This window comes from Pseudomonas sp. PA-1-6B (assembly GCF_021609545.1).
GTDB lineage: Bacteria > Pseudomonadota > Gammaproteobacteria > Pseudomonadales > Pseudomonadaceae > Aquipseudomonas > Aquipseudomonas fluorescens_BV.
In genome coordinates, this window is sequence record NZ_WJZM01000050.1 from 1 (window position 1) to 25,645 (window position 25,645).

The 25,645-nt window shown below is 60.4% G+C and carries 22 protein-coding genes and 3 pseudogenes; 14 read left to right on the plus strand and 11 right to left on the minus strand.

Translation table 11 applies throughout. The annotated features are described in order from the left end of the window. A partial coding sequence (locus GIV35_RS20715; RefSeq protein ID WP_236491436.1) for an MFS transporter occupies positions 1-441 on the minus strand: 441 nt, incomplete at its 3' end. Between the two features lie 360 nt (positions 442-801). Between GIV35_RS20715 and GIV35_RS20720 the strand changes: the two genes are divergently transcribed. From GIV35_RS20720 to GIV35_RS20740, 5 genes and pseudogenes are all read left to right on the plus strand, one after another. After that, entirely contained in the window at positions 802-1,788 is a 987-nt protein-coding gene (locus GIV35_RS20720; protein WP_236265447.1) for a diaminopimelate epimerase, read from the plus strand. A gap of 284 nt (positions 1,789-2,072) precedes the next feature. Continuing rightward, positions 2,073-3,968 carry a type VI secretion system tip protein TssI/VgrG gene (gene tssI / locus GIV35_RS20725; RefSeq protein WP_236304459.1) on the plus strand — a complete coding sequence of 632 codons (1,896 nt, stop codon included), beginning with the start codon at positions 2,073-2,075 and terminating at the stop codon, positions 3,966-3,968. Then, positions 3,968-4,804, plus strand: coding sequence for a DUF4123 domain-containing protein (locus tag GIV35_RS20730; protein ID WP_236264838.1), 837 nt, complete (start codon positions 3,968-3,970; stop codon positions 4,802-4,804). Before tssI ends, GIV35_RS20730 begins: the two co-directional genes overlap by 1 nt. Beyond that, the gene (locus tag GIV35_RS20735; RefSeq protein ID WP_236264839.1) at positions 4,797-5,576 is read left to right on the plus strand and encodes a hypothetical protein; all 780 of its coding nucleotides are present in this window, start codon (positions 4,797-4,799) and stop codon (positions 5,574-5,576) included. The genes GIV35_RS20730 and GIV35_RS20735 overlap by 8 nt, the downstream gene beginning before the upstream one ends. 13 nt (positions 5,577-5,589) lie before the next feature. Beyond that, positions 5,590-7,739: pseudogene (locus GIV35_RS20740) on the plus strand (lipase family protein). A 9-nt stretch (positions 7,740-7,748) separates the two neighbouring features. On the opposite strand, the gene codA reads toward GIV35_RS20740, so the two are convergent. The 4 genes from codA to GIV35_RS20760 form a co-directional block, all read right to left on the minus strand. Further along, positions 7,749-8,984: a cytosine deaminase gene (gene codA / locus GIV35_RS20745; protein ID WP_200648039.1), complete on the minus strand. Its 1,236-nt coding sequence runs from the start codon at positions 8,982-8,984 to the stop codon at positions 7,749-7,751. Between the two features lie 50 nt (positions 8,985-9,034). Beyond that, a complete protein-coding gene (gene codB, locus GIV35_RS20750) occupies positions 9,035-10,303 on the minus strand; it encodes a cytosine permease (protein ID WP_236264840.1) in 1,269 nt (422 codons plus the stop codon). A gap of 298 nt (positions 10,304-10,601) precedes the next feature. Beyond that, on the minus strand, positions 10,602-10,958 hold the full coding sequence (gene queD / locus GIV35_RS20755) for a 6-carboxytetrahydropterin synthase QueD (RefSeq protein ID WP_003190259.1): 357 nt from the start codon (positions 10,956-10,958) through the stop codon (positions 10,602-10,604). A 97-nt stretch (positions 10,959-11,055) separates the two neighbouring features. Beyond that, positions 11,056-12,135, minus strand: coding sequence for a patatin-like phospholipase family protein (locus tag GIV35_RS20760; protein ID WP_223024506.1), 1,080 nt, complete (start codon positions 12,133-12,135; stop codon positions 11,056-11,058). Positions 12,136-12,293: 158 nt separating this feature from the next. Between GIV35_RS20760 and GIV35_RS20765 the strand changes: the two genes are divergently transcribed. The 4 genes from GIV35_RS20765 to GIV35_RS20780 are packed head-to-tail and all read left to right on the plus strand — an operon-like array spanning position 12,294 to position 14,885. After that, positions 12,294-12,596 carry a PepSY domain-containing protein gene (locus GIV35_RS20765; RefSeq protein WP_105226380.1) on the plus strand — a complete coding sequence of 101 codons (303 nt, stop codon included), beginning with the start codon at positions 12,294-12,296 and terminating at the stop codon, positions 12,594-12,596. Beyond that, positions 12,596-12,907, plus strand: a complete 312-nt coding sequence (locus GIV35_RS20770) for a PepSY domain-containing protein (RefSeq protein ID WP_003190266.1) — start codon at positions 12,596-12,598, stop codon at positions 12,905-12,907. The genes GIV35_RS20765 and GIV35_RS20770 overlap by 1 nt, the downstream gene beginning before the upstream one ends. Further along, positions 12,907-13,575 (plus strand): response regulator transcription factor, encoded by a 669-nt coding sequence (locus GIV35_RS20775; RefSeq protein ID WP_034125807.1) that lies wholly within the window; start codon positions 12,907-12,909, stop codon positions 13,573-13,575. The genes GIV35_RS20770 and GIV35_RS20775 overlap by 1 nt, the downstream gene beginning before the upstream one ends. Beyond that, complete coding sequence (locus GIV35_RS20780) at positions 13,572-14,885, plus strand: sensor histidine kinase (protein ID WP_213154145.1); 1,314 nt, start codon at positions 13,572-13,574, stop codon at positions 14,883-14,885. Before GIV35_RS20775 ends, GIV35_RS20780 begins: the two co-directional genes overlap by 4 nt. A gap of 128 nt (positions 14,886-15,013) precedes the next feature. Here GIV35_RS20780 and GIV35_RS27540 read toward each other — a convergent pair whose 3' ends face one another. Together GIV35_RS27540 and GIV35_RS27545 are read right to left on the minus strand one after the other, a co-directional pair. After that, positions 15,014-15,769 carry a methyl-accepting chemotaxis protein gene (locus GIV35_RS27540; RefSeq protein ID WP_370694801.1) on the minus strand — a complete coding sequence of 252 codons (756 nt, stop codon included), beginning with the start codon at positions 15,767-15,769 and terminating at the stop codon, positions 15,014-15,016. Between the two features lie 102 nt (positions 15,770-15,871). Next, positions 15,872-17,161, minus strand: a pseudogene (locus tag GIV35_RS27545) (HAMP domain-containing protein); the annotation flags it as partial. Between the two features lie 229 nt (positions 17,162-17,390). Here GIV35_RS27545 and GIV35_RS20790 point away from each other — a divergent pair. The 3 genes and pseudogenes from GIV35_RS20790 to GIV35_RS27555 all read left to right on the plus strand — a co-directional run bounded on the left by GIV35_RS20790 (position 17,391) and on the right by GIV35_RS27555 (position 20,572). Beyond that, positions 17,391-18,710, plus strand: coding sequence for a Na+/H+ antiporter family protein (locus GIV35_RS20790; RefSeq protein ID WP_164919368.1), 1,320 nt, complete (start codon positions 17,391-17,393; stop codon positions 18,708-18,710). Between the two features lie 182 nt (positions 18,711-18,892). Beyond that, positions 18,893-19,714: pseudogene (locus GIV35_RS27550) on the plus strand (cache domain-containing protein); the annotation flags it as partial. A gap of 102 nt (positions 19,715-19,816) precedes the next feature. Further along, positions 19,817-20,572, plus strand: coding sequence for a methyl-accepting chemotaxis protein (locus GIV35_RS27555; RefSeq protein ID WP_370004746.1), 756 nt, complete (start codon positions 19,817-19,819; stop codon positions 20,570-20,572). Between the two features lie 22 nt (positions 20,573-20,594). Here GIV35_RS27555 and trhP read toward each other — a convergent pair whose 3' ends face one another. Then, positions 20,595-21,908 carry a prephenate-dependent tRNA uridine(34) hydroxylase TrhP gene (gene trhP / locus GIV35_RS20800; RefSeq protein ID WP_236264841.1) on the minus strand — a complete coding sequence of 438 codons (1,314 nt, stop codon included), beginning with the start codon at positions 21,906-21,908 and terminating at the stop codon, positions 20,595-20,597. A gap of 172 nt (positions 21,909-22,080) precedes the next feature. Between trhP and GIV35_RS20805 the strand changes: the two genes are divergently transcribed. Next, positions 22,081-23,148, plus strand: coding sequence for an AI-2E family transporter (locus GIV35_RS20805; RefSeq protein ID WP_019818663.1), 1,068 nt, complete (start codon positions 22,081-22,083; stop codon positions 23,146-23,148). Positions 23,149-23,151: 3 nt separating this feature from the next. Here GIV35_RS20805 and GIV35_RS20810 read toward each other — a convergent pair whose 3' ends face one another. The 3 genes from GIV35_RS20810 to GIV35_RS20820 form a co-directional block, all read right to left on the minus strand. Beyond that, positions 23,152-23,334: a hypothetical protein gene (locus GIV35_RS20810; RefSeq protein WP_034125803.1), complete on the minus strand. Its 183-nt coding sequence runs from the start codon at positions 23,332-23,334 to the stop codon at positions 23,152-23,154. A 91-nt stretch (positions 23,335-23,425) separates the two neighbouring features. Next, positions 23,426-23,620, minus strand: a complete 195-nt coding sequence (locus tag GIV35_RS20815) for a hypothetical protein (RefSeq protein ID WP_003190284.1) — start codon at positions 23,618-23,620, stop codon at positions 23,426-23,428. A gap of 233 nt (positions 23,621-23,853) precedes the next feature. Next, entirely contained in the window at positions 23,854-24,219 is a 366-nt protein-coding gene (locus GIV35_RS20820; protein WP_213154143.1) for a hypothetical protein, read from the minus strand. A gap of 165 nt (positions 24,220-24,384) precedes the next feature. Between GIV35_RS20820 and GIV35_RS20825 the strand changes: the two genes are divergently transcribed. After that, complete coding sequence (locus tag GIV35_RS20825; protein ID WP_205548231.1) at positions 24,385-25,203, plus strand: shikimate 5-dehydrogenase; 819 nt, start codon at positions 24,385-24,387, stop codon at positions 25,201-25,203. Positions 25,204-25,645 lie beyond the last annotated feature (442 nt).

Genomic DNA, 25,645 nt, shown 5'->3' on the forward strand with positions numbered 1-25,645 from the left:
GAACAACCCGTGAAAGCCCGACATCATGGTTTTGCCACTGGCGCGCTCAACGATCACCGCTTGCAGGTTGACGGTGGAGTCCACGGTGCCCAGGCCCGCGCCAAACAGGAATAACCCCGCGATCAACAGCGGGATCGAACTGACAGTGGCCAGCATCGGCAGGGCCAGGCAGATCATCAGCGTCCCTGCGGTGAGCACGCGTCGGCAGCCAAAGCGAGATGCCAGCACGCCCGCAGCGGGCATCGCGATGATCGACCCCACCCCCAGGCACAACAACAGCAGGCCAAGGGTGCCTTCATTCAGATTTGCACGCGCCTTGGCGTACGGCACCAAAGGCGCCCAGGCGGCGATACCAAAGCCTGCGATAAAAAAAGCGATGCGGGTCGACATCTGCTCCAGCCGCCCGGGAACCACGGGGGCAGGGGTGGGAATGGCAGTCATGAAAAATCCTTGGTTTGGCGTTCAACGAACGATGTCCGGCGCGACATCCTTGCACATCAGGCCCTGTCGAGCGAGCTGGGTTCCTTTTGTGATCAGGATTAAAAACGCAGATCGCGAGCTTTTTTTTTACAAAAAATGGAACGCTTTGGCGTCGGGTAACCACGTAGGAATGGTCGAACCTGTAGGAGGTGGTCCGGAAGGTGTGTACTCCCTGCAGGAGTGGCTGAACCCCAGGTTCTTGCAGTGGCTTACTGCCTTTGCGCCCACCTCCCACAGATCGACCGTTCTGTAATACGCTGCTGTCCCGGTGGTCGATAAGTGAGCGGACGAATCGATGAAAAAACTCTGGCTGGCGTGGTCATGACTCGGTTCTACGATGCACGCGGAAATATCTATGGGGTGGTCAGCCCGGCCCATTTGCGCGGTCTGGGTATCGATGTGCCCGACAACGCCCGCTTGGCTGCAAGCACGCGCAAGATGTGGGCCGCGTCGGCCATTGCGTCCGAATGTGGCTGGGGTGCATTACCACCACCGGCCGATGCAAAGGCGTATCGCTGTGATGGTTTGTTAGTCGGGCCATTTCAAGCACGGCCACCGTTTGATCTGCTGATCATCAATACCGACAGTTCTCTCGCCGAACGCAGTGGTAATGGCCTGACCATTTTTGCTCAGGCGTTAACCGACCAGGGGTTAATGGTGCACGGTAACGAGTTGCGGGTGTATCACGACAAGCCGGATGCGGTATCGCCCGTGATCACCTATGTCGAGCCGGCGAAGCATGAACAGGTGCCAGGCTTCTGGCTGGCGTTGGGCAGGCCCGAGTTTGGCCCCTTGGCGGTGGGCGCGGTCGGTGTGAGCCATGTGGTCGCGGCACATCATGAATTCAGTCGCGTGGCGGCATTGGCGTCGATCAATGCGCAATGGGGAAACAGCCAATTTGTCCGGATAGGCAACCCTCATTGTGTGACGCTGGTTGAGCATGTGTCGGCGTTGCCGGGTAATGACACGATGCACCAGTTGGCACTTTTCAATCGGTTGAAGGCCATCGCTTTTGCACCGCCGGCAGGGTGCGGGCAACTCTGTGTTGGCGGGGTCAACCTGCAATGGGTTGCTCGAGACGCTGGCAATCGAGTCATCGCGCGCGTATTTGAGCGAGGAGAGGGGCCTACGGCGTCTTCGGGGACCAGCGCCAGCGCAGTAGCATGCGCGGCATGGCGCGCGGGTTGGATTGAGGGTGACGACGTAACGGTGGTGATGCCGGGTGGCACGGCGCCAGTGCGATTGCAGACTGAGTCTGGAAATGTGCTGAGTGTGAGTCTTTTCGGGACGGCGCGACTAACTATTTAGACCTCGGAGCAGCAGGCGCCTTGAATTAGTGTCAGCTGTTTCCTTAAAGCTTAGTTGTAAAGAGACAAGCAACAGTCCGCGTTTTCTGTTTGTTATGGAAAGTATTAATATTTTGTAAAAAGACACTTCCATCCTCGTTGTACGAAACTTCTTTTTTATTCGGTTCGGGCCGAAAATCGCCTGAAATCGCTAAGCTTGAGCATGTTCAGGTGCTTTTTTCCAATCCAGTTGGCGTTGGCGAAAGAGAGTCGTTCAATCGAAAAGTTGATAGCGGGTAACAAAGGATGGTTAACAAGTTTCTTTCGTCATGTTTCAAATTGATCCTTTCAGAAATAAATACAGATCTTCAGGTAGTAGCGTTCAAAGGCAGCGAAGCCCTCGATCAACCTTACTTCATACAGGTGCAGTTAGTCAGCGAAGATCCTTCTCTTGACCTGGAGGCATTGTTTCATAAACCCGCCTATCTGGACTTCGGGGAAGCAGGGCAGGGCCTGCATGGGTACGTCTACGCCATCGGTCGGGACGATCCCGGTGCGCGACTCACCCGTTATCACATCACGCTGGCTCCACGTCTGGCATCCCTTGCCCATCGTTGCGACCAGCGGATTTTCCAGCAGCGCAGCGTACCGCAGATCATTGCGACGGTCCTCGAACACCACGGCATCTTCTCTGACGCCTATGCCTTTGAACTCGGGCCGGTGGTGTATCCGCCACGCGCGTTTTGCGTGCAGTACAGGGAGTCCGACCTGCATTTTATCCAGCGGCTGTGTGAAGAGGAGGGCATCCACTATCACTTTCGTCACAGCGTGGACAATCATCTGCTGGTGTTCGGTGATGACCAGACAGTATTTCGACGGTTGCCGGTGCAGCGGTATTGTTCGTCGTCTGATCCGGCGCTCCAGAGCCGTGTTGTACAGCGTTTCGACCTGCGATTGGAGACGCGCAGCCGGCGCACTGTACGTCGTGACTATGACTTCGAGCACCCTTCATTTCGCCTGCAAAAACATGCCGGTGCCGGGCAGGCGCAAGCTTTGGAAGACTATGCCTACCCTGCCGGTTTTAAGGGGCATGCGCGCGGCGCGCAACTGGCGCGACGCGGCCTGGAGCGTCACCAGCGTGATCGCCACAGGGTGTTGGGCAAGAGCGACCAGCCGGCATTGTGCAGTGGTCACTTCCTTGAGCTATGTGATCACCCCGACCCGCTCTGCAACGATTTATGGCTGCTGACTTCGGTGCGTCATGAGGGTTACCAGCCGCAGGTGTTGGAGGAGTCGATAGTTGAAGCCAGTGGATTCCAGGGCTATCGCAACCGATTCACCGCGACACCCTGGCGTGCAGTGCATCGACCGGCCCTCAAGCATCCCAGGCCAACGATCAGTGGCAGCCAGACCGCGACGGTAACCGGGCCTGCGGGCGAAGACGTGCATTGCGATGCCTATGGTCGGGTGAGGGTGCGCTTTCATTGGGATCGTATGGACAACCGCGAGGGGGCGAGCAGTTGCTGGCTGCGCGTGGCGTCCGGTTGGGCGGGGGACGGGTTTGGGGCCATGGTGATTCCACGGGTAGGGATGGAAGTGCTGGTGAGCTTTCTGGAGGGCGACCCGGACGACCCTCTCGTTACGGGTTGCCTGCCCAATGCATCACACCTGCCAGCCTATCCCTTGCCGCAGCACAAGACACGCAGCGTGCTGCGTAGCCGCAGTTCACCGAATGGTGGAGGGGCTAACGAGCTGCACGTTGAAGATCGACGCGGCGAAGAGCTCATCTACCTGCACGCCCAGCGTGACCTGGAACAACGGGTGGGTCATGACAGTCGCCTGGAGGTAGAGGGCGATAGCCTGACTCGCGTTGGCCAGAGTCTGGTGATCGAAGCTGGGCAGCAGGTTCACCTCAAGGCCGGTGCCAGCCTGGTCATTGAGGCCGGTGCGCAACTGAGCTTGATGGCTGGCGGGGAACACTTGGTGATGCAAGCGGGCAGTATCTCAAGCAGCAGGCCCCTCACCCAGGCCGGTTCGCCGGTCGCAAACAGTTCGGTGAGCCCGGCTTTGCTCGCTGGCGCGCAGTTATCGGCAGTGCAAAGCATCGTCATGGACTTGGCCAGGCAACTGGACGCGGACTTTTGCCCCCTGTGCGAGCGCTGCCGCGAAGGCCTGTGCGATATCACGCAGAGGGCGGCTTGATGGACAGCTTGCCCCATCGTTGGATGGCCCAACAGCTGCAGAACGGGCACCGATTGTGCCTGATAGTGGAGGGTAGCCACGAGACTCGCCAGCCTCTATTGGCAGGTTGCGCCCCGTCGCACTATTGCAATCTCTATAGCGATACCGCCGCGGCGGAGCTGGCGAGTTCTGGCCCGATCATCCTCTTGCTTGAGCAGATCAATGAACCCGCCCTGGCTGATCTGTTGCAACACCCGGAGTCAAACTGGGGGTGGCTCGCGAGCTTGTCGGCTACCGACTTGGCGGATGTGGCGCGCCATTGGCGCGAAAGGCTCCTGATAGGGCCGGAGGGCCAGCAGGCGCTTTACCGCATTCACGACAACCGCACCTTGGCCCGCGCCTTGGCCCATCTGGCCAAAGAGCATTGGCCGGTCTACCTCGGGCCGCTGATCAGTGTGTGCTATTGGCACGAAGGCCATTGGTGCCATCACGAAAACCCTGCACCGGGCGATTACCCAGCGCCTCGGCTCCCGCCTTGGCTCGATACACCCAACCCCCATGCCGAAGCCATCCTGAACGCCAATATCCTGCGTTACCTGTTGGCGGAACACAGTGAAGACCTGGCGGCATTGGTCGAATTCCAAGACCCAAGGATTTGGCTGGCCCAGGTACTGGCGCAGGCACGTACCTGGCAATGGCGGGAGCCGGAGAAACTCGAATTTTTGGTGGTGCGTCGTTTGGCAGAGGCGACCCGAAGCAGTGTTATCCATTGGCAGCCGAGGGCCGGCGAGGCGCCAGGGGAGCATTTTGAACGAGTGGTGGAGCAGTGGCACAGGGAGGTAGGGAAAGGTGAATAGGTGGATAGGGTGGGGGTTGCTGGTTATTGCGGCTGCGTGGCTGTCGGGGTGTACGGGGAGGACGGTGGAGCGTTTTACATTGGAGGTGGATTTGCCGGCGCAATTTGAACTTAAAACGGCTGCCAACTACCGGCCCGCAACGGGTGAGACCTGCACCTTGCCTCGGCGGCGAGGCAAAAGACCTGAGCGGAAAGTCTTTTTTACAGACTACAAGCCTGTGGCGAGCAGTGTGAGTTACGAGTTGCCACTGACTGAAACGGTAGAAGGATGTCCGTTGGTCCTGCGCAGCGTGGAATTTGACTTCTATGCGAAGTGGGGGACGCGGAGTACGGATGTGGGCGGGAATTTCGGGAGTATTTCCATTCGAGACCGTTTGGAGGCCGAGCTACCGGGGATGCCCGACTCGGGTGTGCAGGAAATACTTGGGCAATGTAAGTGGCACTTTCGGACGGTAGGGCCTTTGCATGCGATTAGAAAACTCCTGATCTGCAATTCATTGGATTCGATGGGAAACTTGCAAGAGTCGCGTGTAGGGGGGGTGGCACAACGGCCGCAATTACCGGGGAAAAAGCTGAGGCTGGTGCTATCTGTCAGTAAGGATGAGTTACCTGCCTTTGATGATAGATGGGTAGCTGTGCCGGGTGGATGGCGGCGATGCAGAGGCAAGAGTTTCGAAGACCTTTTTGCATATTGCGCAGGTAACACCACGGACTTTAAACCCATAAAAATGCCGGACGGGCGCATATGCGACGTCTACCCAACATGCAAATAACAAGGACGAATTCATGAAGCTGGATGCATGGAAGCAAGCTTTTTTCAGTGAACGAATGCCTGCTTGCTCATTGAAAGGGCACTGGGTAAGTTTTCGTTTGGTCGATATGGCTGGCAATGGAAAAGCCTATGGCGGACTGCCATTTTCGGTCCATGACAGTTCAGGGAGACAGTACGTCGGTAAATTGAATGGCGAGGGTTTTGCCAGGCTGCAGGATTTCTACTGCGGCCCTGTTGTTCTCATGTTGGATGATTTGTATAGCGGGACTGAGGAGCCGTACTACCAGCTAAGAACGCGCCGAACGTACAAACTGCCTATCACCGAACTTCAAATTCGCGCTGAGCGAACTTTTTTTGGTAGTGCTGACGGCAAACGCGTTGAGGGGGGGGCTGCCTACCAAGAAGCGGATGGGTTTTATCAGGTTGAAGTAAGCGATTTGGTACGCCATAGCGCTCATTTGCCCCGACCTGCTTCGTCAGCTTTGCGTCCCAAGCGTCACGCACTGAAAATGATGGCCGATCTGGGCTTCGGCCCGCCTCAGCCTTCATTGGTGGGTATCGTACTGTTCCCCAACAAGCACACCGTTCTGGAAGTGCGACCACTACGGGCCTTACGCCCCATCTTATCCACCGAAGACGGCTTCTGCGCCCTGAACCTATACCAACTGGCATTGTTTGCTGCGTTGAGTTACTGCGATTTTGGACAGGCCCCCGTCGAAAAACCATTAGACGAAGTCCGGTTTCCGTTGGATCCGAGCGTTGGAAATTTATTCGCTGAACAGCTTTCGGTGTATCACGAAGCCTGGCGAATTGATCCGAAGCAATCACACCGTTTTTACCCGATCTACGAAGATATCCCTTACTCCCAACGCTTCGAAATCCTGCCGTTCGATCCCGTGTTGTATCCCCAAAATCGCCCGGAACGAAACGAAGAGCAGGAACATCCCGCACGTCTGCACTTTTTCGATGATGAAAAATTTGGCACTGATACCCAGGCCTTCATCACTCACCACGATCAGATCATCCTGATTTCTGTGCGAGGAACGGTCAGCCGTGCCGACGTATTACGCGACGCCGACGCCCATCAGGTGTCTTTCGACGACGGTGTTGGAAAAGCGCACGGTGGTTTTTACCAGGCCTACCGGGCTATGCGTGATTTCGTATTGCAATACCTTGATCAGTTTCATGTGGGCCAGCGCATCGTAATTTGCGGCCACAGCCTCGGAGGCGCCATTGCATTGCTGTTGGCCGAAGGGCTGCGCCGAGCCCAGGATGCCCATTACAACATCCTGCTCTACACCTACGGCGCCCCCCGCGCCGCCGACTCTGAATTCACCGCCGGTGCCTCTTCCCTGGTCCACCACCGCATCGTCAACCACAACGACCCTGTCCCCAGCGTCCCGGCGCCCTGGATGAATACCACCGCCAAGCTCTGGATTCCCGGGGCCATCACGCTATTCAGCAACCCTTTACCCGGTGGCCTGTTGTTCGCCGCAGGGCTGGTGCGCGTGGGTGGTAACCCCTATCGACATCATGGCGAGCAATATCATTTCATGCCGATCACGCTCCCGGATGGCAGCCATTCTTCGGTGTTATGGAAGCCTGGCTGTGAATCCCTCCAAGAAGCGGGTTGCAACCGCGCATTGCAACTGCAGGGCGACATGCCCGACCGCGATAATGTGCTGAGGCAGCTGTTTCAAGCCGACCAGCACTTCATGACCACCAGCTACATCCCCGCGGCGTGGGCGACATTGCGCCGCTGGCAACAAACCCTGGAGAGTGAGGGCTCGTTGGTGACCCAGAGGGAATTCGAGCTGCTCGACCGGGCCTTTGAAGACATGCGCGAGCAACTACGGGCCAAGCGGCGTGAACTTGCTCTGCGGCGCCCTGCCAATGATCGTAGCCATGAACCTACTGATGCCTTGAACGCAGAGATCGACCGTTTGCACACCAGCCGCGAGCGCTTGGCAAGCCTGCGCTGGCGTCGCCTGCAAGCCCGCGATGTCTACGGCAGTCATGCCTCTTCTGCACATCTGCAAGCGAGCCTCAGCGTTGGTTCCGCCATCGCGAGAATCGTCAGCCGGCCCAATTCACCAGCGTTCCGCCGCCTTCCCACGATGAACAGGCACGGGTGCAAACGTTGGACATCGACTCAGTCGTCTAACCCACGCGGTTACATAAACTCTACCTGTGCCGGTTGCCGTTTCATCAGTACCTTGCCGTTGCGAATCGAGTACAACGGCAGGCCCTGGCTACGTATGACTTCGTAGTCGCTGTCGGCCGACAGGATCAGCAGGTTGGCCGGGCGACCTGCTTGCAACCCATAACGATCGCCCAGGGCCATGGCTTTGGCACTGTTGTCGGTGACCAGGTCCAGGGCGTTTTGCAAATTGCGGTAACCGAGCATATGGCAGATGTGCAGACCGGCCTCCAGTACTCGCAGAATGTTGCCGTTACCCAGCGGGTACCAGGGATCGACGATGGAATCCTGGCCGAAACACACGTTCATGCCGGCCTCAAGCAGTTCGTTCACACGGGTGACACCACGGCGTTTCGGGAAGTTGTCGAAGCGGCCCTGCAGGTGGATGCTTTCGGTGGGGCACGAGACAAAGCTGATGCCGGAGTGCCCTAGCAGGCGAAACAGCTTGGCGCAGTAAGCATTGTCGTAGGAACCCATGGCGGTGGTATGGCTGGCGGTCACGCGGGCACCCATGTCGCGGCTGCGGGCTTCTTCCGCGAGGACTTCGAGAAAGCGTGAGTGGGGGTCATCGGTTTCGTCACAGTGCACGTCCACCAGGCAGCCAGTACGCTCGGCCAGATCCATGAGGAACTTCACCGAACTCACGCCTTGGTCGCGGGTGTATTCGAAGTGGGGGATGCCACCGATCACATCGGCACCCAGGCGAATGGCTTCCTCCATTAACTCGCGACCATTGCGGAAGGACTCGATGCCTTCCTGGGGGAAGGCAACGATTTGCAGGTCGATCAGATGCGAGCTCTCTTCACGTACCTCCAGCAGGGCCTTGAGTGCGGTGAGGTCCGGGTCGGTGACGTCGACATGGGTGCGCACATGCTGGATGCCATGGGCGGCGAGAGCCTGAATGGTTTTTTTGGCCCGGGTCTTGGTGTCTTCCAGAGTAATGGTGGCCTTGCGTTCGCCCCAGCACTCGATGCCTTCAAACAGCGTACCGCTCATGTTCCAGCGCGGCTCGCCGGCGGTGAGGGTGGCGTCGAGGTGGATGTGGGGCTCGACAAAGGGCGGTATGACCAGGTTGCCGGCGGCGTCCAAGTCGCCGCCCATCAGTATGGGCGCTCCGGTTTGCGCAGTGATGCTGGCGATCCGGCCATTTTCCAGGTGCAGATCATGCAGGCCTTCACGGTTGCGCAGGCGGGCATTGATGATGTGCATGGGCAAGTTCCTCTTGGCTAAAAACAATCAGGCAGACAGCCGCCAGATCCTCAGGGCGATACCGATGTCCGAGCGGTCATGACGCGTAGTATGGCGCTGAGCAGCACATAGGTCAGCGATGCGGCAAAAATTCCCACCAACGGTGCGACCCACGGCGAGTTGAACGCGACCACGGTGCCCACCCCATACGCGATCAGACCTGGCCAATTGAATGCCGGTAAGTGAGCCTCTGCCAAGCGCGGATATTGGCCGCGATAGCGATAGAAGAAGTCCGCCATGATCACGCCTCCTATCGGCGGGATGACCGTGCCCAGCAGGATCAGGTACGGCACCAACAAGTCGTACATGCCGAACAAGGCGAGCAGGGTGCCGATCACCGCGCCGGCCAGGGTCACGCTCTTGCGACGCTGGGTACGTAGCAGGTTGCAACCGGCGACGGCGAAGTTGTAGATGGTGTTGTCCTGGGTGCTCCAGATATTGAGCAGCAACATCGCCATCGCCGCCGTGGCGAAACCTTGCAGCAGCAAGACTTCCACTACATCCGGTTGCTGATAGACGATGGCGCCATAGGCCCCGATCAGCACCATCAAGCCATTGCCGACAAAAAAGCCGATCAGGCTGGCCAGCACCGCAACCTTGGCCGAGCGCGAAAACCGTGTCCAGTTGGTGGCCTGGGTTGCCCCGCTGACAAAGGTCCCGAACACCAGGGTGATGGCGGTGGACAAGTCCAGCTCAGCGCTGGGCACCACCGCCAGCAGCCCCTCCAGCCCGCCGACCTTCACGGTGGCGACCCACATCGACAGCATCAACAGGATGCCCATGGCCGGCACCGCGATGTAGGACAGGATTTCCAAGCCGCGATACCCCACGTAGGCGGTGGCGCAGAACAGTAAGCCAAATACCACCATCAGCCCCAGCACACTGCCCTGGCTCAATTGGAAATACTTGCTCAATACCACCGCAGCCGTGGCCGTGCCCCAGGCATACCAGCCGATCTGGGTAAAACCGAGGATCAAGTCACTGAGCTTGCTGCCCACTTCGCCAAAGCAGAAGCGCCCCATCAACACCGAGTTCAAGCCGCTCTTGAATGCGATGTAACCCAAGCCTGCGGCGTAGATACCCAACAACAGGTTACCCAGGGCCACGACGCCGAGCATGTCGATGAAGCTGAACGCTACCCCCAGCTTGCCGCCGGCGAACATGGTCGCGGTAAAAAAGGTGAACCCCAGCAACACCATGGCGGTAGAGGCCAGACCCTTGCGCGCGTGCAAGGGGACTTCGCTGAGAGGGTAGTCGTTGCCGGGGTCTTGCTGCGTCATGGGGGCTGCTCCCTGAGTGGTGACCCAGGTCGTGTGCATCCTGCGTGCCAATGCAGGTGCAGGCAGGTATGCGCTGACGGAGTAAGCCCTTTATAAAGCCGCCCCCTCCCAATCAGCGCAAAAGCAGTGCAGCGGTGAGCCAAACTGGCTCAGTCGATCGGCGTCTGTGCGGGTTTTCCTAATGGATCAGCCCGCCGCTTCGAAAAAAACACCTACAGCTGGCAATGTCAGCCAATTAAGAGCTAGAGCGAACAAACAGTGACATTCCCCGCAGGTGGTCTTTTCAACACTCGATCACTTACTCGCCGCGATAAATGCACCCACTGGTGCAGGTCTCGTGGATACGGATCGCACTGAGTTCCGGCAGCAAAGGTTTCAGTTCATTCCAGATCCACTTGGCCAGTACTTCGCTGGTAGGGTTTTCCAGGCCGGGAATGTCGTTGAGGTAGTTGTGGTCGAGGCGTTCATAGAGCGGCTTGAAAATCGCCTTGATCTCCGAGAAGTCGCGAATCCAGCCGGTATGGGGATCCAGGTCGCCGCTCAGGTGGATGGCCACCTTGAACGAATGCCCATGCAGGCGCCCGCATTTGTGGCCTTCCGGTACGTGGGGCAGGCGGTGGGCGGATTCGAATGTAAATTCCTTGAAGATTTCCACAGTGTTTTCAGCTCGGTCAGGTGTCTGGCAGGCGGCGAGTTTAACAGCTTGATCAACCTCTGCGCATACCGCCCCTCGGCCGCAGGCGCCCATGCGGTCAAAGGGCTAGCAAACGGTCGCCGAGCTTGCCGTTATCCGCCAATGCCAAAAACTCATCCCCCAGCCGTTGGCTCTCGCTCATGGCAGTTTGCCAATATTTGTTGCGGCCAGGGTCATCGCCCATAAAACGCTTGAAGTCGCTGCGGTCTGGCAGCTTGCCGTGGGGCAGGCGGGCCAGGTAGTCCCTGGACGGCGCCAGCAGTAATACATCCTGCAAACCTTGCTGGTTGCTGCGCCGCCATGGCAGGCCCTTGTCGAACCAGCCGGGGATGACCCGGTCAGTAAAATGCGGGTACAGCACGATGTCATCGCCGTGGTAGGGCAGGTCGAGGTGGTAGTCCAGCAGGCCGCCGTCGCGGTAGGTGCCGGCCCCGGCCCCGGGCAGGTCGCGCACGCCTTGCATGACCATGGGGATCGACCCGGACGCGAGCAACGCCTGGCGCAGGTTGCCCACGTCCAGGGTGAGGAAGCGCGAGGGGAAGTCCCTCAGGGGGTGTACCGGTGGCGCCTGGCGCGGGTCGTGGATGATCAGCCGTTCGAAATGCCGCGACAGCCGTGCGCGGCCCCGCAGGTTATCGGCAATCACCGACGACAGGCCCAGCCCCAGCCGCCCACGGTGGTCATCGGCGAGCAAACCGTGGCTCTTGACCACCATGATGTTCAGCCGATAGTCGGGGTTGTCCAGCACCCGCGCATCGCGCCCGGCCAGCAGGTCGTCGAGCATGCGTTGGCAGCTCTGGCTGACTTGCGCCATGGTCACACCTTTGGCGAAGCGCTGTTCGTTGTACAGCCGGCCCAGGTCGAGCAAACCTTGCACCGGGTCGGGCAGGCAGGCGCTGGCAAACCGCCAGGAGCCAATGGACGCGCCGATCAGCGCACGCTCGCGCGGCGCACGGGGCAACCAATCACCGAACAGCGCCAGGTCGAGCCCTTGGATACCCAGGGCCTTGGGGCCGCCCGCCGCGCCGGGGAGGATACCGACGTCGGCAGGCGCAAGGCCCTGCTCGCGGATGCGGGTGATGGCGCGTTTACCGGCCTTGAGTGTCAAGGCCGGGAACTTGATATGGATGGCTGTCATACCGGTCTCTGTTGAGGCGAGCGGGGCAGTATAGGAAATCTCGCAGGCAGTGGGAAAAATGGCTTGACTGGAATTGCCATGGTGGCAATTCAGTTTCAGTTAAGTTGCAGCGCGTACCGTGGCCGGCGTAGGAAAACATCATGTAACGGAGACTTATCATGAAGCGCCTCACTGGCCTGGGCGCCGCCGCTATCATCCTCGTTACGGCGACCCCGGCCGCCGCCGTGGACCCCGACAAGCCACTGATCGTGCCGGCCACTGTTACAATTGTCGCTTTCGATCAATTGGAAGCTACGGCCCTGGCCCTTCACCCTGGTTCGACGCTGCTGGACACCGATTTGGATGAGGAATACGGCAAGTACGTCTATGAAGTCGAGCTACGAGATGCAGACGGCATTGAATGGGACGTTGAATTGAACGCGCTCACCGGGCAGGTTCTCAAGAATCATCAGGATACGTAATGAAGGTAAATTTACGCGTCGGCAGTCGCGTGGCGCTGGTGCTCATGGTGTTCTGTTCCAGCCTGGCGGCCCGCGACCTCAACCAGGACGAAGCCCTGGCCCTGCGCCAACAAGGCGTCATCCTGCCATTGGAACAGCTGTTGCAGCAGGCCATGGCGCGATACCCCGGCTCACGGCTGCTGGAAGCCGAACTGGAAAAGAAACACGGGCAATACGCCTATGAAGTGGAACTGGTGACCACCGAGGGCGTGGTGCGCGAGATCAAGCTGGATGCCACCAATGGCGACCTGATCAAAGATGAGGAAGACTGATGCGCCTGCTCCTGGTGGAAGACAACGTGCCCCTGGCCGACGAACTGATGGCCGGCCTGCAGCGCCAGGGCTACGCGGTCGACTGGCTGGCCGATGGCCGCGACGCCGTGTATCAGGGACGCAGCGAGCCGTATGACTTGATCATCCTCGACCTTGGCTTGCCCGGTTTACCCGGGCTTGAAGTGCTGGCGCAATGGCGCGCCGCCTCGTTGGCCATCCCAGTGCTGATCCTCACGGCCCGCGATTCCTGGGCCGAGCGTATCGAAGGGCTCAAGGCCGGCGCCGATGATTACCTGAGCAAACCCTTTCACCCCGAAGAGCTGTACCTGCGCATCCAGTCGCTGCTGCGCCGCTCCCACGGCCAGACGAACCAACCCACCCTGCAAGCTGCCGGCCTGCATTTGGATGAAGGTCGCCAGTGCGTGCTACGTGACGGCGCCGAGATCCAGCTGACGGCTGCCGAGTTTCGTTTGTTGCGCTATTTCATGCTGCATCCCGAACAGATTCTGTCCAAAAGCCACTTGGCCGAACACTTGTATGACGGTGAGACCGAACGCGACTCCAATGTGCTGGAGGTGCACGTCAACCATCTAAGGCGCAAATTGGGCCGCAGCGTGATCGAGACCCGGCGCGGCCAGGGCTACCGTTTCGGCGCCACCCCGGCATGAGGTCGATCCAGCGGCGCTTGAGCCTGGGGTTGATCAGCGTGATGGTGATCGTCGGCGTGGTGCTGGCGCAAACCAGCCTGTGGTTGTTCGAGGCGGGTTTGCAGCGCTACCTTGAAGCGGGCTTGCGCAACGACAGCGAAAACCTGCTGGTGGCGCTGGTGCGTGGGCCCAACGGCGTGCAGTTGGATGAGCAACGCCTGTCGCCGGCGTACCAGCGGCCGTTTTCCGGGCATTACTTTCGTATCGACTTTGCCGATGTGCATTGGCGCTCCCGTTCACTGTGGGACCAGGAACTGCCCCGGCTCCCGGTGGCGGGGCTCAAGGGCAACCTGCAACTGGGGCCCGAAGGCCAGCAACTGTTGGTGCTGCGCTCGGACTACAAGCGCTTCGGCCAATCGATTTCCATCAGCGTGGCCCAGGACTACACGCCTGTGCGCGAAAGCTTTCGCCTGATGCGCCAGGTCGGCCTGGTGATGGGGCTGGCGGCGCTGCTGTTGGTGCTGATCCTGCAACGGGTCACCGTGCGCCGTGCCCTGCGCCCCCTGGAGACCGCACGCAACCAGATCGCCCAACTGCAACAAGGCCAGCGCTCGCAACTCGATACCCAGGTGCCGCTTGAGCTGGAGCCACTGGTGGCGCAGATCAACCACCTGTTGGCGCACACCGAAGACAGTCTCAAGCGCTCGCGCAACGCCCTCGGCAACCTGGGGCATGCGCTGAAAACCCCGCTGGCGGTGTTGTTGAGCGCGGCCTCCAGTGACGCCCTCAAGGATCATCCGCAACTGAGCCAGTTGCTGCGCGAGCAATTGGAGCAGGTGCAGCAGCGCCTCAACCGTGAACTCAACCGTGCGCGCCTGGCGGGCGATGCCTTGCCGGGCGCGTTGTTTGACTGTGAACAAGAGCTGCCTGGTTTACTGGCCACCCTGCGCATGATCCACGGCGAACACCTGGACCTCAGCTATCAGGCGGCGCCGGGCCTGCAACTGCCCTGGGACCGTGAAGACCTGCTGGAGCTGCTGGGCAATCTGTTGGACAACGCCTGTAAATGGGCGGACGCCGAGGTATGCCTGAGCGTCAGCGAGACGCCACAGGGCTATCGGCTGGCGGTGGAAGACGACGGCCCCGGCATTCCCGAGGCCCAGCGCGACCAAGTGTTTAGCCGTGGCGCACGCCTGGATGAGCAAAGGGTTGGCCATGGCCTGGGTTTGGGGATCGTGCGGGACATCGTTGAGGTGTGGGGCGGGGTGTTGCAACTGCAAGAGAGCGAGCTGGGTGGGCTCAAGGTATTGATCCAGTTGCCACGCCGCTGACACTGGCACACCACCGCTCAAAATGTGGGAGCTGGCTTGCCTGCGATAGCATCGACTCGGTTTATCTGAAATACCGAGGTGTCTGCATCGCGGGCAAGCCCGGCTCCCACAGAAAAGCCTTGCTACATTCAGACCCGAAACTGATCCATCAACCCCTGCTGCTGGTTCGCCAGGCTGTTCAACGCCTGGCTGACCCGCGCCGATTCATTGGCCTGCTCCGACAACGACTCGGTCACATCGCGAATGGTCGCCACGTTGCTGTTGATCTCTTCGGCCACGGCGCTTTGCTCTTCCGCGGCGCTGGCGATTTGCAGGTTCATGTCGCTGATCACCGTGACCGCATCGCCTATCTGGCGCAAGGCGGTGACGGCCTGACCGACCTGTTCGACGCTGCCCTGGGCCTGGCGATAGCTGTTGCCCATGGAGCCGACCACGTCGCTGGTACCGGTTTGCAATTGTTCGATCACCAGGCGGGTTTCTTCCACCGATTCCTGGGTGCGCCGTGCCAGGTTGCGCACTTCGTCGGCGACCACGGCAAAACCGCGGCCGGCTTCACCGGCGCGAGCGGCTTCGATGGCGGCGTTGAGCGCCAACAGGTTGGTCTGCTCGGCGATGCCGCGAATCACTTCGAGCACCGAGCCGATCTGTTCGCTGTTGGCGGCCAGGCCTTCAACTTGGGTCATAGCGGTGCTCATGTCGGCGGCGAGCTCGCCAATGTTGGCGGTGGTGCGGTCGATAACCGTCAAGCCTTGGCGAGTCGCCTGGTCGGCATCTCGGGCGGCTTGGGCCGCCTGGGCGGCGCTGCGAGCCACATCCTGGGCGGTGGCGCTCATTTCGTGGGATGCGGTGGCCACCTGATCCACCTGACGGTACTGCTGCTCCATGCCGGCGCTGGTTTGCGTGGCAATGGCTGCGGACTGGTCGGCGGTGCCGCGAGCGTCCTGCACCGAGCGTTTGACCTCGGCAATGATCGGCTGCAGCTTGTCGAGGAAGCGGTTGAACCAGCCGGCCAATTGGCCCAGTTCGTCCTGTTTGGCATAGGCCAGGCGCCGGGTCAGGTCGCCTTCGCCGCTGGCGATATCCTCAAGCATGTGCGCCACGCCGAGGATTGGCCGGGTCACGCTGCGCGCCATCAGCCACACCAGGATCAAGCCGACCACGGCGGCCAGCAGGCCCAGGCCCAGTTCCAGCAGGGTGCCTTTGGCGTTGTCGGCGTCCAGCTGGTTTTTCAGCGCTTCGGCGGGGGCGACCAGGACTTTTTCCGGTACATCCAGCAATACGCCCCACGCCTTACCGCCGGGAATCGGCGCAAAAGGCGCGAGTACCTTGAGTTGGTGGTCGGTGCGCAGGCTGCGGGTCTGGGTACTGCTGGCCAAGGCACTGGTCAACTGTGCGCCGCTGGCCGGGTCGACCTGCTCCAGGCGTTGGCTGAGTTTGCTGGCATCCGGGCTGTAGCCAGCCAATAAGCCAGTGGCGCTGAGGATGCTGACCTGGGTCTGGCCGTCGTACAGTTTCTGGCTGGCCTGTTGGCTGACCGCCTGCAGGCTGTTGAGGTTGATATCCACCGACAGCGAGGCGATGACTTTGCCATTGACCATCAGCGGGAACACGATGCTGGTCATCAGCACGTTCTGGCCGTCGATCACATAGAAGTAGGGCTCGATCACACAAGGCTTGAGAGTCGTGCGCGGGCAGGTGAACCAGGCGTTGGCCTTTTCGCCGCTGGGGCCGATGGAGGTGTCGGCCATGTCGCTCTCGGGCAGCGCCATCGAGGTGATTTTCCCCGGCGTCGGTTGCGACCAGTACAGGGCGAAACGGCCTTTGTCATTGCTGCCCAGTTCCGCCTGGTTGGCGAACAGTTCGTCCTTGCCGTCCAGCGCATTGGCTTCGAACACCAGGGACAGGCCGAGCAGGTCGGGGTTGGCCTGCAGGGCGGCCTTGACCTGGCGCGTCAGGTCTTCACGGGTGTCGAAGGCATCGAGAAAGCGCTTCTCGGCCTGTTCGCGCAAAAACAGCACCTGGCGGGAAAAGCCATGGCCGTACTGGTAGGCATCCATGAACTGCTGGCGAATGCCCAGCGCTTGCACTTCGCCTTGGGCCTCGATGCGCGACTGGGCGGCTTCGTCGAGCATCTGCATGCTGGACGCCTTGACCTGCTGCGAGCTCTGCGCCATGCGATACAGCGACAGACCCACCAGCAGGGTCACGATCCCCAGCAGGCAGAGGCCCGCCAGCAGGGTGATTTTCCATTGAATGGAGAGCTGCCTGAGCGACATCGGGACATCCTTACCTGAAAGCACATAGAGACAGCGTATCGGCCAGTGCCTGTAATTCTTTATCCGTGCAGAGGGCTTTGCCTCACCACAGTTTTTGACATGGCAGCCCAGCTCCTGCAAAGTGCGCGCCCTCTAATAAGACCTCTTTCAAGCCTGCACGCCGGCAGCTGTTCCCATGGGCCGCGCGCGGGCATGCCTGTCTTTTTTGTTTCTGCTTGAGGTAACCATGATTAACGCAGTCATCGCCGCGGTCGGCACCATGCTGGTACTCAGCCTGTCCCGCGTGCATGTGGTCATCGCCATTATCGTCGGCGCCCTGGTGGGCGGCTTGACCGGTGGCCTGGGTATCGAGGCCACGCTCAAGGCCTTCAACGGCGGGCTGGGCGGCGGCGCAACCGTGGCCTTGTCCTACGCATTGCTCGGCGCTTTCGCCGTGGCGATTGCCAAGTCCGGGCTGGCCCATGCCTTGGCGGACAAAGCCTTGCTGCTGGTGGACCGTCAGGACGCCAGCGGTGGCAACCACGTCAAATGGCTGCTGATCGGCCTGTTGTGGGTGGTGGCGATTGCCTCGCAGAACATCTTGCCGATCCACATTGCGTTTATTCCGCTGCTGGTACCGCCGCTGCTGTATGTACTGACCAAGCTGCAACTGGACCGTCGCCTGATCGCCTGCGTGATGACCTTCGGCCTGATCACCCCGTACATGTTTCTGCCGGTGGGCTTTGGCAATATCTTCCTCAATCAGATCCTGCTGGCCAACGTCGCCAAGAGCGGGGTGGATATCAGCGGGGTCAATGTCACCCACGCCATGGGCTTGCCGGCGCTGGGCATGGTGGTCGGCCTGCTGGTGGCGGTGTTGATCAGCTACCGCAAAAAGCGTGTGTACGACCTGAAGAAAATCGAGCGTGTCGAGCAAGTGGCAGTGCAGTACAACCCGCTGACCCTGCTGGTGGCGGGCCTGGCGATTGCTTCAGCGTTCATCATCCAGTTGTGGTTGGACTCGATGATCATCGGCGCCCTGGCCGGGTTCCTGATCTTCTCGGTGTCAGGCATCGTGCGCTGGCGCGACACCGATGATCTGTTCACCGAAGGCATGAAAATGATGGCGATGATCGGCTTCATCATGATCGCGTCCTCAGGTTTTGCCGAAGTGCTCAAGGCCACCGGTGACGTGAATTCGCTGGTGCAAACCTCGGCGGCGTTCATCGGCCATAGCCGGGGCGTCGGCGCGTTGTTGATGCTGCTGGTGGGGTTGTTGGTGACCATGGGCATCGGCTCGTCGTTTTCCACGGTGCCGATCCTCGCGGCGATTTTCGTGCCGCTGTGTGTGCAGTTGGGCTTCAGCCCGGTGGCCATCGTGTGCATCGTTGGTACCGCCGGTGCCTTGGGCGACGCCGGTTCGCCCGCCTCGGACTCCACCCTCGGCCCCACCTCCGGCCTGAACATCGACGGCCAGCACCACCATATCTGGGACACCGTGGTGCCGACCTTCCTGCACTACAACCTGCCGCTGCTGGCGTTCGGCTGGCTGGCTGCGATGACGCTCTGATCCAGGCGAGAACCTCTGTGGCGAGGGAGCTTGCTCCCGCTGGGCTGCGAAGCGGCCCCAAAAAGCTTGCGGGCGCTGCGCACCCGAGCGCGAGCAATCTCTGGCCACACAAGCTCGCGCCTACAGTAATCGCTCACATGGCCGTTAACCTCTCAAGTCGCCACTAACAAGAGAGAAAAGCCATGCGTCTGAGTTTGAAGGCCAAAGTCCTGGCCCTTGCTGTCGTGCCGGTGTTGTTGTTTGCCGTGGTCATCAGCCTGACCACCGTGTGGATACTGCAGGGCCAGGCTCGCAACGAGGTGGATGAAACCCGTCAGCGCCTGCTCAACGACGCCAAGGCCACCCTGCAGAGCTATGTCGAGGTGGCCATGACCACCATCAAGCCGCTCTACGACGCGGCAGCCCCCGGCGACAGCGCGGCGCGGGCGCAGGTGGTCAAGTTGTTATCCAATACCAGTTACGGCAAAGACGGCTATTTCTTCGGCTACGACTCCGAGACCATCCGCCTGTTCAAGGGCAACAGCCCGGACGGCGTGGGCAAAAGCTTCAAGGACAACCGCGACCCCAACGGCGTCTACGTCAACCGCGACCTGGTGAAGGTTGGCAAGGACGGCACCCACTACCTGCAATACAGTTCGACCCAGCCCGGCCAGACCGAACTGGTGCCCAAGCTCGGCTATACCGAGTACCTGCCCAAGTGGGACATGGTGATCGGCACCTCGGTGAACCTTGATGGCATCGACGCCCAAGTGGCGGTGGTGCAGGCAAAAGTCGAGAAGCGCATGCAAGGCGTACTGTTGAGCATCCTCGGCGTAGCCGTGGTGGTGTTGCTGGTGATCGCCGCCGTGGGCATGCTGCTGGCCAATACCATCCTGCGCCCGCTGCACCTGATGAAGGCCAACCTCGATGACATAGCAGCGGGTGAAGGCGACCTGACGCGCCGCCTGGCCATTACCAGCCAGGATGAACTCGGCGATCTGGCCGGTGCATTCAACCGCTTTGTCGATAAAATCCATGGCCTGGTGCGCCAGATCACCGACATGACCGCCCAACTCACCGGGCTGGTGAGCCAGGTGTCCGAGCAGGCCCAGCGCTCTGAACAGGCCATGGAACGCCAGCGCCACGAGACCGACCAGGTGGCCACCGCGATCAACCAGATGTCCTCGGCTGCCCACGAAGTGGCACGCAGTGCCCAAGGCGCCGCCGTCGCTGCGCAGCAGACCGACGCCGAAGGCCAGGCCGCCAAGCGGGTAGTGGACGGCAGCATCGCGCAGATCCATGCGCTGGTGAACGACATCCGCAGCAGCGGCGTGTCCCTGGACAGCCTGCAGCAGGATGTGTCGTCAATCGTCAGTGTGCTCGGCGTGATCCGCTCCATCGCCGAGCAAACCAACCTGCTGGCGCTCAACGCTGCCATCGAGGCCGCACGGGCTGGGGAGGCTGGGCGTGGCTTTGCCGTGGTCGCCGATGAAGTGCGTGCCCTGGCCAGTCGCACCCAAACCAGCACCCAGGAAATCCAGGGCATGATCGATCGCCTGCAAAAAGGCACCGAGGCGGCCGTGGACGCTATGCGCCGCTCCAGCGATGCCGGCGACGGCACCTCGGCCCAGGCCAACCAGGCCGGCGCGTCCCTGGACACCATGGCGCAACTGATTGGCACCATCAACTCAATGAACGCCCAGATCGCCAGCGCCGCGGAAGAGCAGACCGCCGTGGCGGAAGAGATCAACCGCAGCGTGCATCAGATTGCGGTAGCGGTGGACAGCGTGGCGGACGAAACCCAGTTGGGCGCTCAGACGTCTCGCAGCCTGGCAGACCTGGGCCAGCGCCTGGGGCAGTTGGTAGGCCAGTTCAGGATCTGATCCATCCAACCCACGGCAGGGTTTAAACGTCGCGCATCAGCAGGCCAAAACGCAGGTCCATCTGCGCCGGAATCGGCACATACACCGTATGCCCGTCCCCCGGCGCCACCTCAATGCTTTCGCCCTTGGCGTTATGCAGGCTCGGCAAGTCAAAATGAAAATTGCCGGCGGGCGTCATCAACTCCAGGTGGTCGCCCAGCACAAAGCGATTCTTCACCTTCACCTCGGCCAACGCGCCACGACGTTCGCCAGTCAGCTCCCCGACGAACTGCTGGCGCTCGGAAACCGAGCTGCCGTTCTGGTAGTTCTGGTATTCATCGTGCACGTGGCGGCGCAGGAAACCTTCGGTGTAGCCACGCTGGGCCAGGGACTCGAGGTTGGTCATCAAGCCGCGGTCAAACGCCCGGCCGGCCACTGCGTCATCGATGGCCTGGCGGTACACCTGGGTGGTGCGCGCGCAGTAGAAGTGGGACTTGGTGCGGCCTTCGATCTTCAACGAATGCACGCCCATCTGTGCCAGGCGCTCCACATGCTGCACGGCCCGCAGGTCCTTGGCGTTCATGATGTAGGTGCCGTGTTCGTCTTCGAAAGCGGGCATGGGGTCATCGGGGCGATTGGCCTCTTGTAGCAGGAACACCTTATCGGTGGGTGTGCCGATGCCCAATGTGGGTTGATATTCATGGACGATATCGCCAGTGGCATTCTCCACTGCCGGCGTGGCCTGGTATTTCCAGCGGCAGGCATTGGTGCAACTGCCCTGGTTGGCATCGCGTTTGTTCATATAGCCCGACAGCAGGCACCGCCCGGAATAGGCCATGCACAAGGCGCCATGTACAAACACCTCCAACTCCATCGTCGGCACCTGCTGGCGGATTTCGCCGATCTCTTCCAGGGACAGCTCCCGCGACAGAATCACCCTGCAAATGCCTTGTTGCTGCCAGAACGCCACGCTGGCCCAGTTCACCGTATTGGCCTGTACCGACAGGTGGATCGGCATCTGCGGGAAGTGCTGGCGCACCAGCATGATCAGCCCAGGATCGGACATGATCAGCGCATCCGGGCCCATGGCGATCACGGGCGCCAGGTCCTTGAGGAAGGTCTTGAGCTTGGCGTTGTGCGGCGCAATGTTCACCACCACGTAGAAGCGCTTGCCCTGGTCATGGGCTTCCTGGATGCCGAGGGCCAGGTTGGCGTGGTCGAACTCGTTATTGCGCACCCGCAGGCTGTAGCGCGGCTGGCCGGCATAGACCGCGTCGGCACCGTAGGCGAAGGCGTAGCGCATGTTTTTCAGGGTGCCGGCGGGAGCGAGCAGTTCGGGGGCAGTTATCGGGCGCATGGGTGTGGGTCGCAAAAAGGCGCGAGGGTAGTGCTGGAGCGATAACGGGATATTGACCCAGGTCTAAATAACGCGATCTATGCTTGTTCGATAAACAAGGGCACTCCCACGTTTGGCTGCGGACTAAGCAACAGGGCCGCCATCGGCCCTGTTTTTCTGACATGGACCGGACATGAATCAAACCAACCTGCAATTCAAAACCCTGTTGCTGCTACTGGCCTTGGTCACCGTGGCTTTTATCTGGATATTGCTGCCGTTCTACGGTGCGGTGTTCTGGGCCGTGATCCTGGGCATTATCTTTGCGCCGATGCAGCGCCGCCTGCAGCAACGTTTTAGCTGGAACCGCAACCTGACCTCCCTGACCACCTTGATGGTGTGCCTGGTGATCGCGATTCTGCCGGTGATCATCACCAGTGCGTTGCTGGTGCAAGAGGGGGCCACGCTCTACAAAAACATCGAGAGCGGCAAACTCGACGTAGCGGGTTATATCGAGCAATTCAAGAACGTTCTACCGCCGTATTTCCAGCAATTGCTCGACCGCTTCGGCATGGGCAACCTCGAAGGGCTGCGGGAAAAAGTGGTCAAGGGCGCGATGCAGGGCAGTCAGTTCTTTGCCTCCCAGGCGTTCAGCTTCGGCCAGGGTACGTTTGATTTCCTGGTGAGCTTTTTCATCATGCTGTACCTGCTGTTTTTCCTGCTGCGCGATGGCCCGGAACTGGTACGCAAGGTGCGCACGGCAGTACCGTTGGCCGAGCCGCAAAAGCGTCGCCTGCAGCTCAAGTTCAACCGCGTGGTACGCGCCACGGTCAAGGGCAACGTGCTGGTGGCTGTGACCCAAGGTGCGCTGGGAGGCTTGATCTTCTGGTTTCTGGACATCCCGAGTGCCTTGCTCTGGGCCGTGCTGATGGCGTTCCTGTCACTACTGCCAGCGGTGGGTGCCGGGCTGGTCTGGGGGCCGGTGGCGGTTTATTTCCTGTTGAGCGGTTCGATCTGGCAGGGCGTGGTGCTGGGGCTGTTCGGGGTGTTCGTGATTGGCCTGGTGGACAACGTGCTACGCCCGATCCTGGTGGGCAAGGACACCAAGATGCCGGACTACCTGATCCTGATCTCGACCTTGGGCGGCCTGTCGGTGTTCGGCCTTAACGGCTTTGTCATCGGGCCGCTGGTGGCAGCGTTGTTCATGTCGTGCTGGGCGTTGTTCGTCGAAACCAAGCCGCGGGTCAAGTTGCCATTGCCATAGCGTTCAGGCCTCGAGCCTGAAGTCGGTTGCCATTCGGCGCTGTGTTTCGGCATCGGATAACGAAGTGAGCGGGCCGCTGATCGGCTCGCCATCGCGCACAACGTACCAGCAGGCGAGCAAGCCCAGTTTGCGCAGAGGGGCGGGGACGGCGCTGCCGATGACGGACATGATTTGAATAGTGGGCATAAGTACCTCCAAACGTTATGGAGGTCACCTTACGGTTTGCCGGTGCCTGGGAAAAATCACCTGGCTCGATAGTCGACATCAACGCCAGGCGTTAATCCACCACCTGGTCGAGCATGTTCACCACTTCGTGCTCACTGAGCAGGCCCTTGCGCACCAGGTTTTCTGCCAGCAATGCCAGGAACTTGGCGCTGCGATGGCCTTCGAGGTGCTTGAGTTCAGTCAAGGCGCTGTAGACCTTGCTGGAGGTGCAAAGGCCGGCGGTGCGGTGCGGGTTTTGTGTGGGCATGGTCAATCGTCCTTAATTGTTATTGGCTGGACTGGGTCGATAGTGCGACTGTTTTGTGACGCAAACATGACAGCGCGGCCCGTCATCGATCAAGAGGATATTTGACGCTTATCATGTGGGATTGCTGCTCGTACGTTGTTCTCACAGCGACACTGGCAGGATTAATCCGGACTTCCCAGGCAAAAAAAGGCCCCGCGTGTGGGCGAGGCCTGTGGCTGTCAACGGATTAAAACTTACCAACCATGGCGGTAGTAGCCGTGGGGCGGGCCGTAATAGCCGCGAGGCGGCCCATAATAACCGCGCGGTGGGCTGTAGTAGACGGGCGCCGGGCGATAGTAAACCTGCTGTTGCACATACACCGGTGGCGGTGGCGCGTAGTAGACGGGCGGCGGCGCGGCATACACCGGCTGCGGCTGCACATACACCGGTTGTTGCACATACACCTCACGCGGCTGGCTGGCAACCACAGAGCCGACTACCGCTGCGCCGACAAGCGCACCGAACACGGCCGGGCCACCCCAACCACCACCGTGGGCGGAGGCTTGGCCGGCCATCGCGAGTGCGCCGATAAGCAAGGCGATCCTGGGGAGTTTACGCATGATGGTCTTTCCTCGGTTAGCCCCTGCGCTTGTGGTCTGCAATCAATAGACTCAAGGATTGTCGCGGGGATACTTTTAAGACAACGTATTTCGAGAAAACAGCACGGCCAATGGGTAAAGGTTGTGTAAGGTCTGTACCGATTTGCTTACTTCAAGGAGTTATCCATGCAGATGCACCCCAACAAGGACACCCAACTGTGCATGTCGCTGTCGGCGCGCCCTGGGAACTTTGGCCTGCGTTTTCATAACCACCTGTATGAACAGCTGGGTCTGAATTTTTACTATAAAGCCTTCAGCAGCCAGGACTTGCCCGGCGCGATCGGCGGTATCCGCGCCCTGGGGGTGCGGGGTTGCGGGGTGTCCATGCCGTTCAAGGAGGCCGCCATTGCCTTGATGGACGAACTCGACGATTCGGTTCAAGCCATCGACTCCCTGAACACCATCGTCAACACCAACGGCCACCTCAAGGCTTACAACACCGACTACATCGCCATTGAGCAATTGCTGAAAAAACACGCGGTGCCCAAGGACTCCAGCTTCGCCCTGCGCGGCAGCGGCGGCATGGCCAAGGCGGTCGCCAGCGCCTTGCGTGACGGAGGGTACGCCAATGGCGTGATCGTGGCGCGTAATGAGGTGGCGGGCCAGGCATTGGCCAGGAACCTGGGGTACACGTGGCAGGCGGATCTGGGCAGCCTGCGGCCACAGATGCTGATCAACGTGACACCCATCGGCATGACCGGCGGGGTCGAGGCGGATGCGTTGGCGTTTGAGGCCGAGGCAATCGATCAGGCTGAGACGGTGTTCGATGTGGTGGCGATCCCGGCGGAAACGCCGTTGATCGTGCGTGGTCGTGCCCAGGGCAAGCGGGTGATTACCGGGCTGGAGGTGATCGCTATCCAGGCGTTGGAGCAGTTTGTGCTTTATACCGGCGTGCGGCCTACGCAGGAGCAGTTCGAGGCAGCGGTGGCCTTCGCCCGCAGCTAAAGCCTTACGCACAACCATTCGGTGATCTAACTGACGCGCACGCGATCCAACTGTGGGAGCTGGCTCGCCTGCGATGGCGGCCTGCCAGGCGACGGCTATCTACCTGACACCCCACGATCCAACTGTGGGAGCTGGCTTGCCTGCGAAGACGGCCTGCCAGGCGACGGCTATCTACCTGACACCCCACGATCCAACTGTGGGAGCTGGCTTGCCTGCGATGGCGGCCTGCCAGGCGACGGCTATCTACCTGACACCCCACGATCCAACTGTGGGAGCTGGCTTGCCTGCGAAGACGGCCTCACAGTCGACGCCGTAATACCGAGTACATATCCATTCCTGCGGTAACGGCTACTTAGGGTTCCGCTCTGACAGCGGCTCACTTTTGAAAAAATGCGCAAAAGTAAGCAAAACGCTCTTGCCCCACCACTCGGCACCTCGCTCA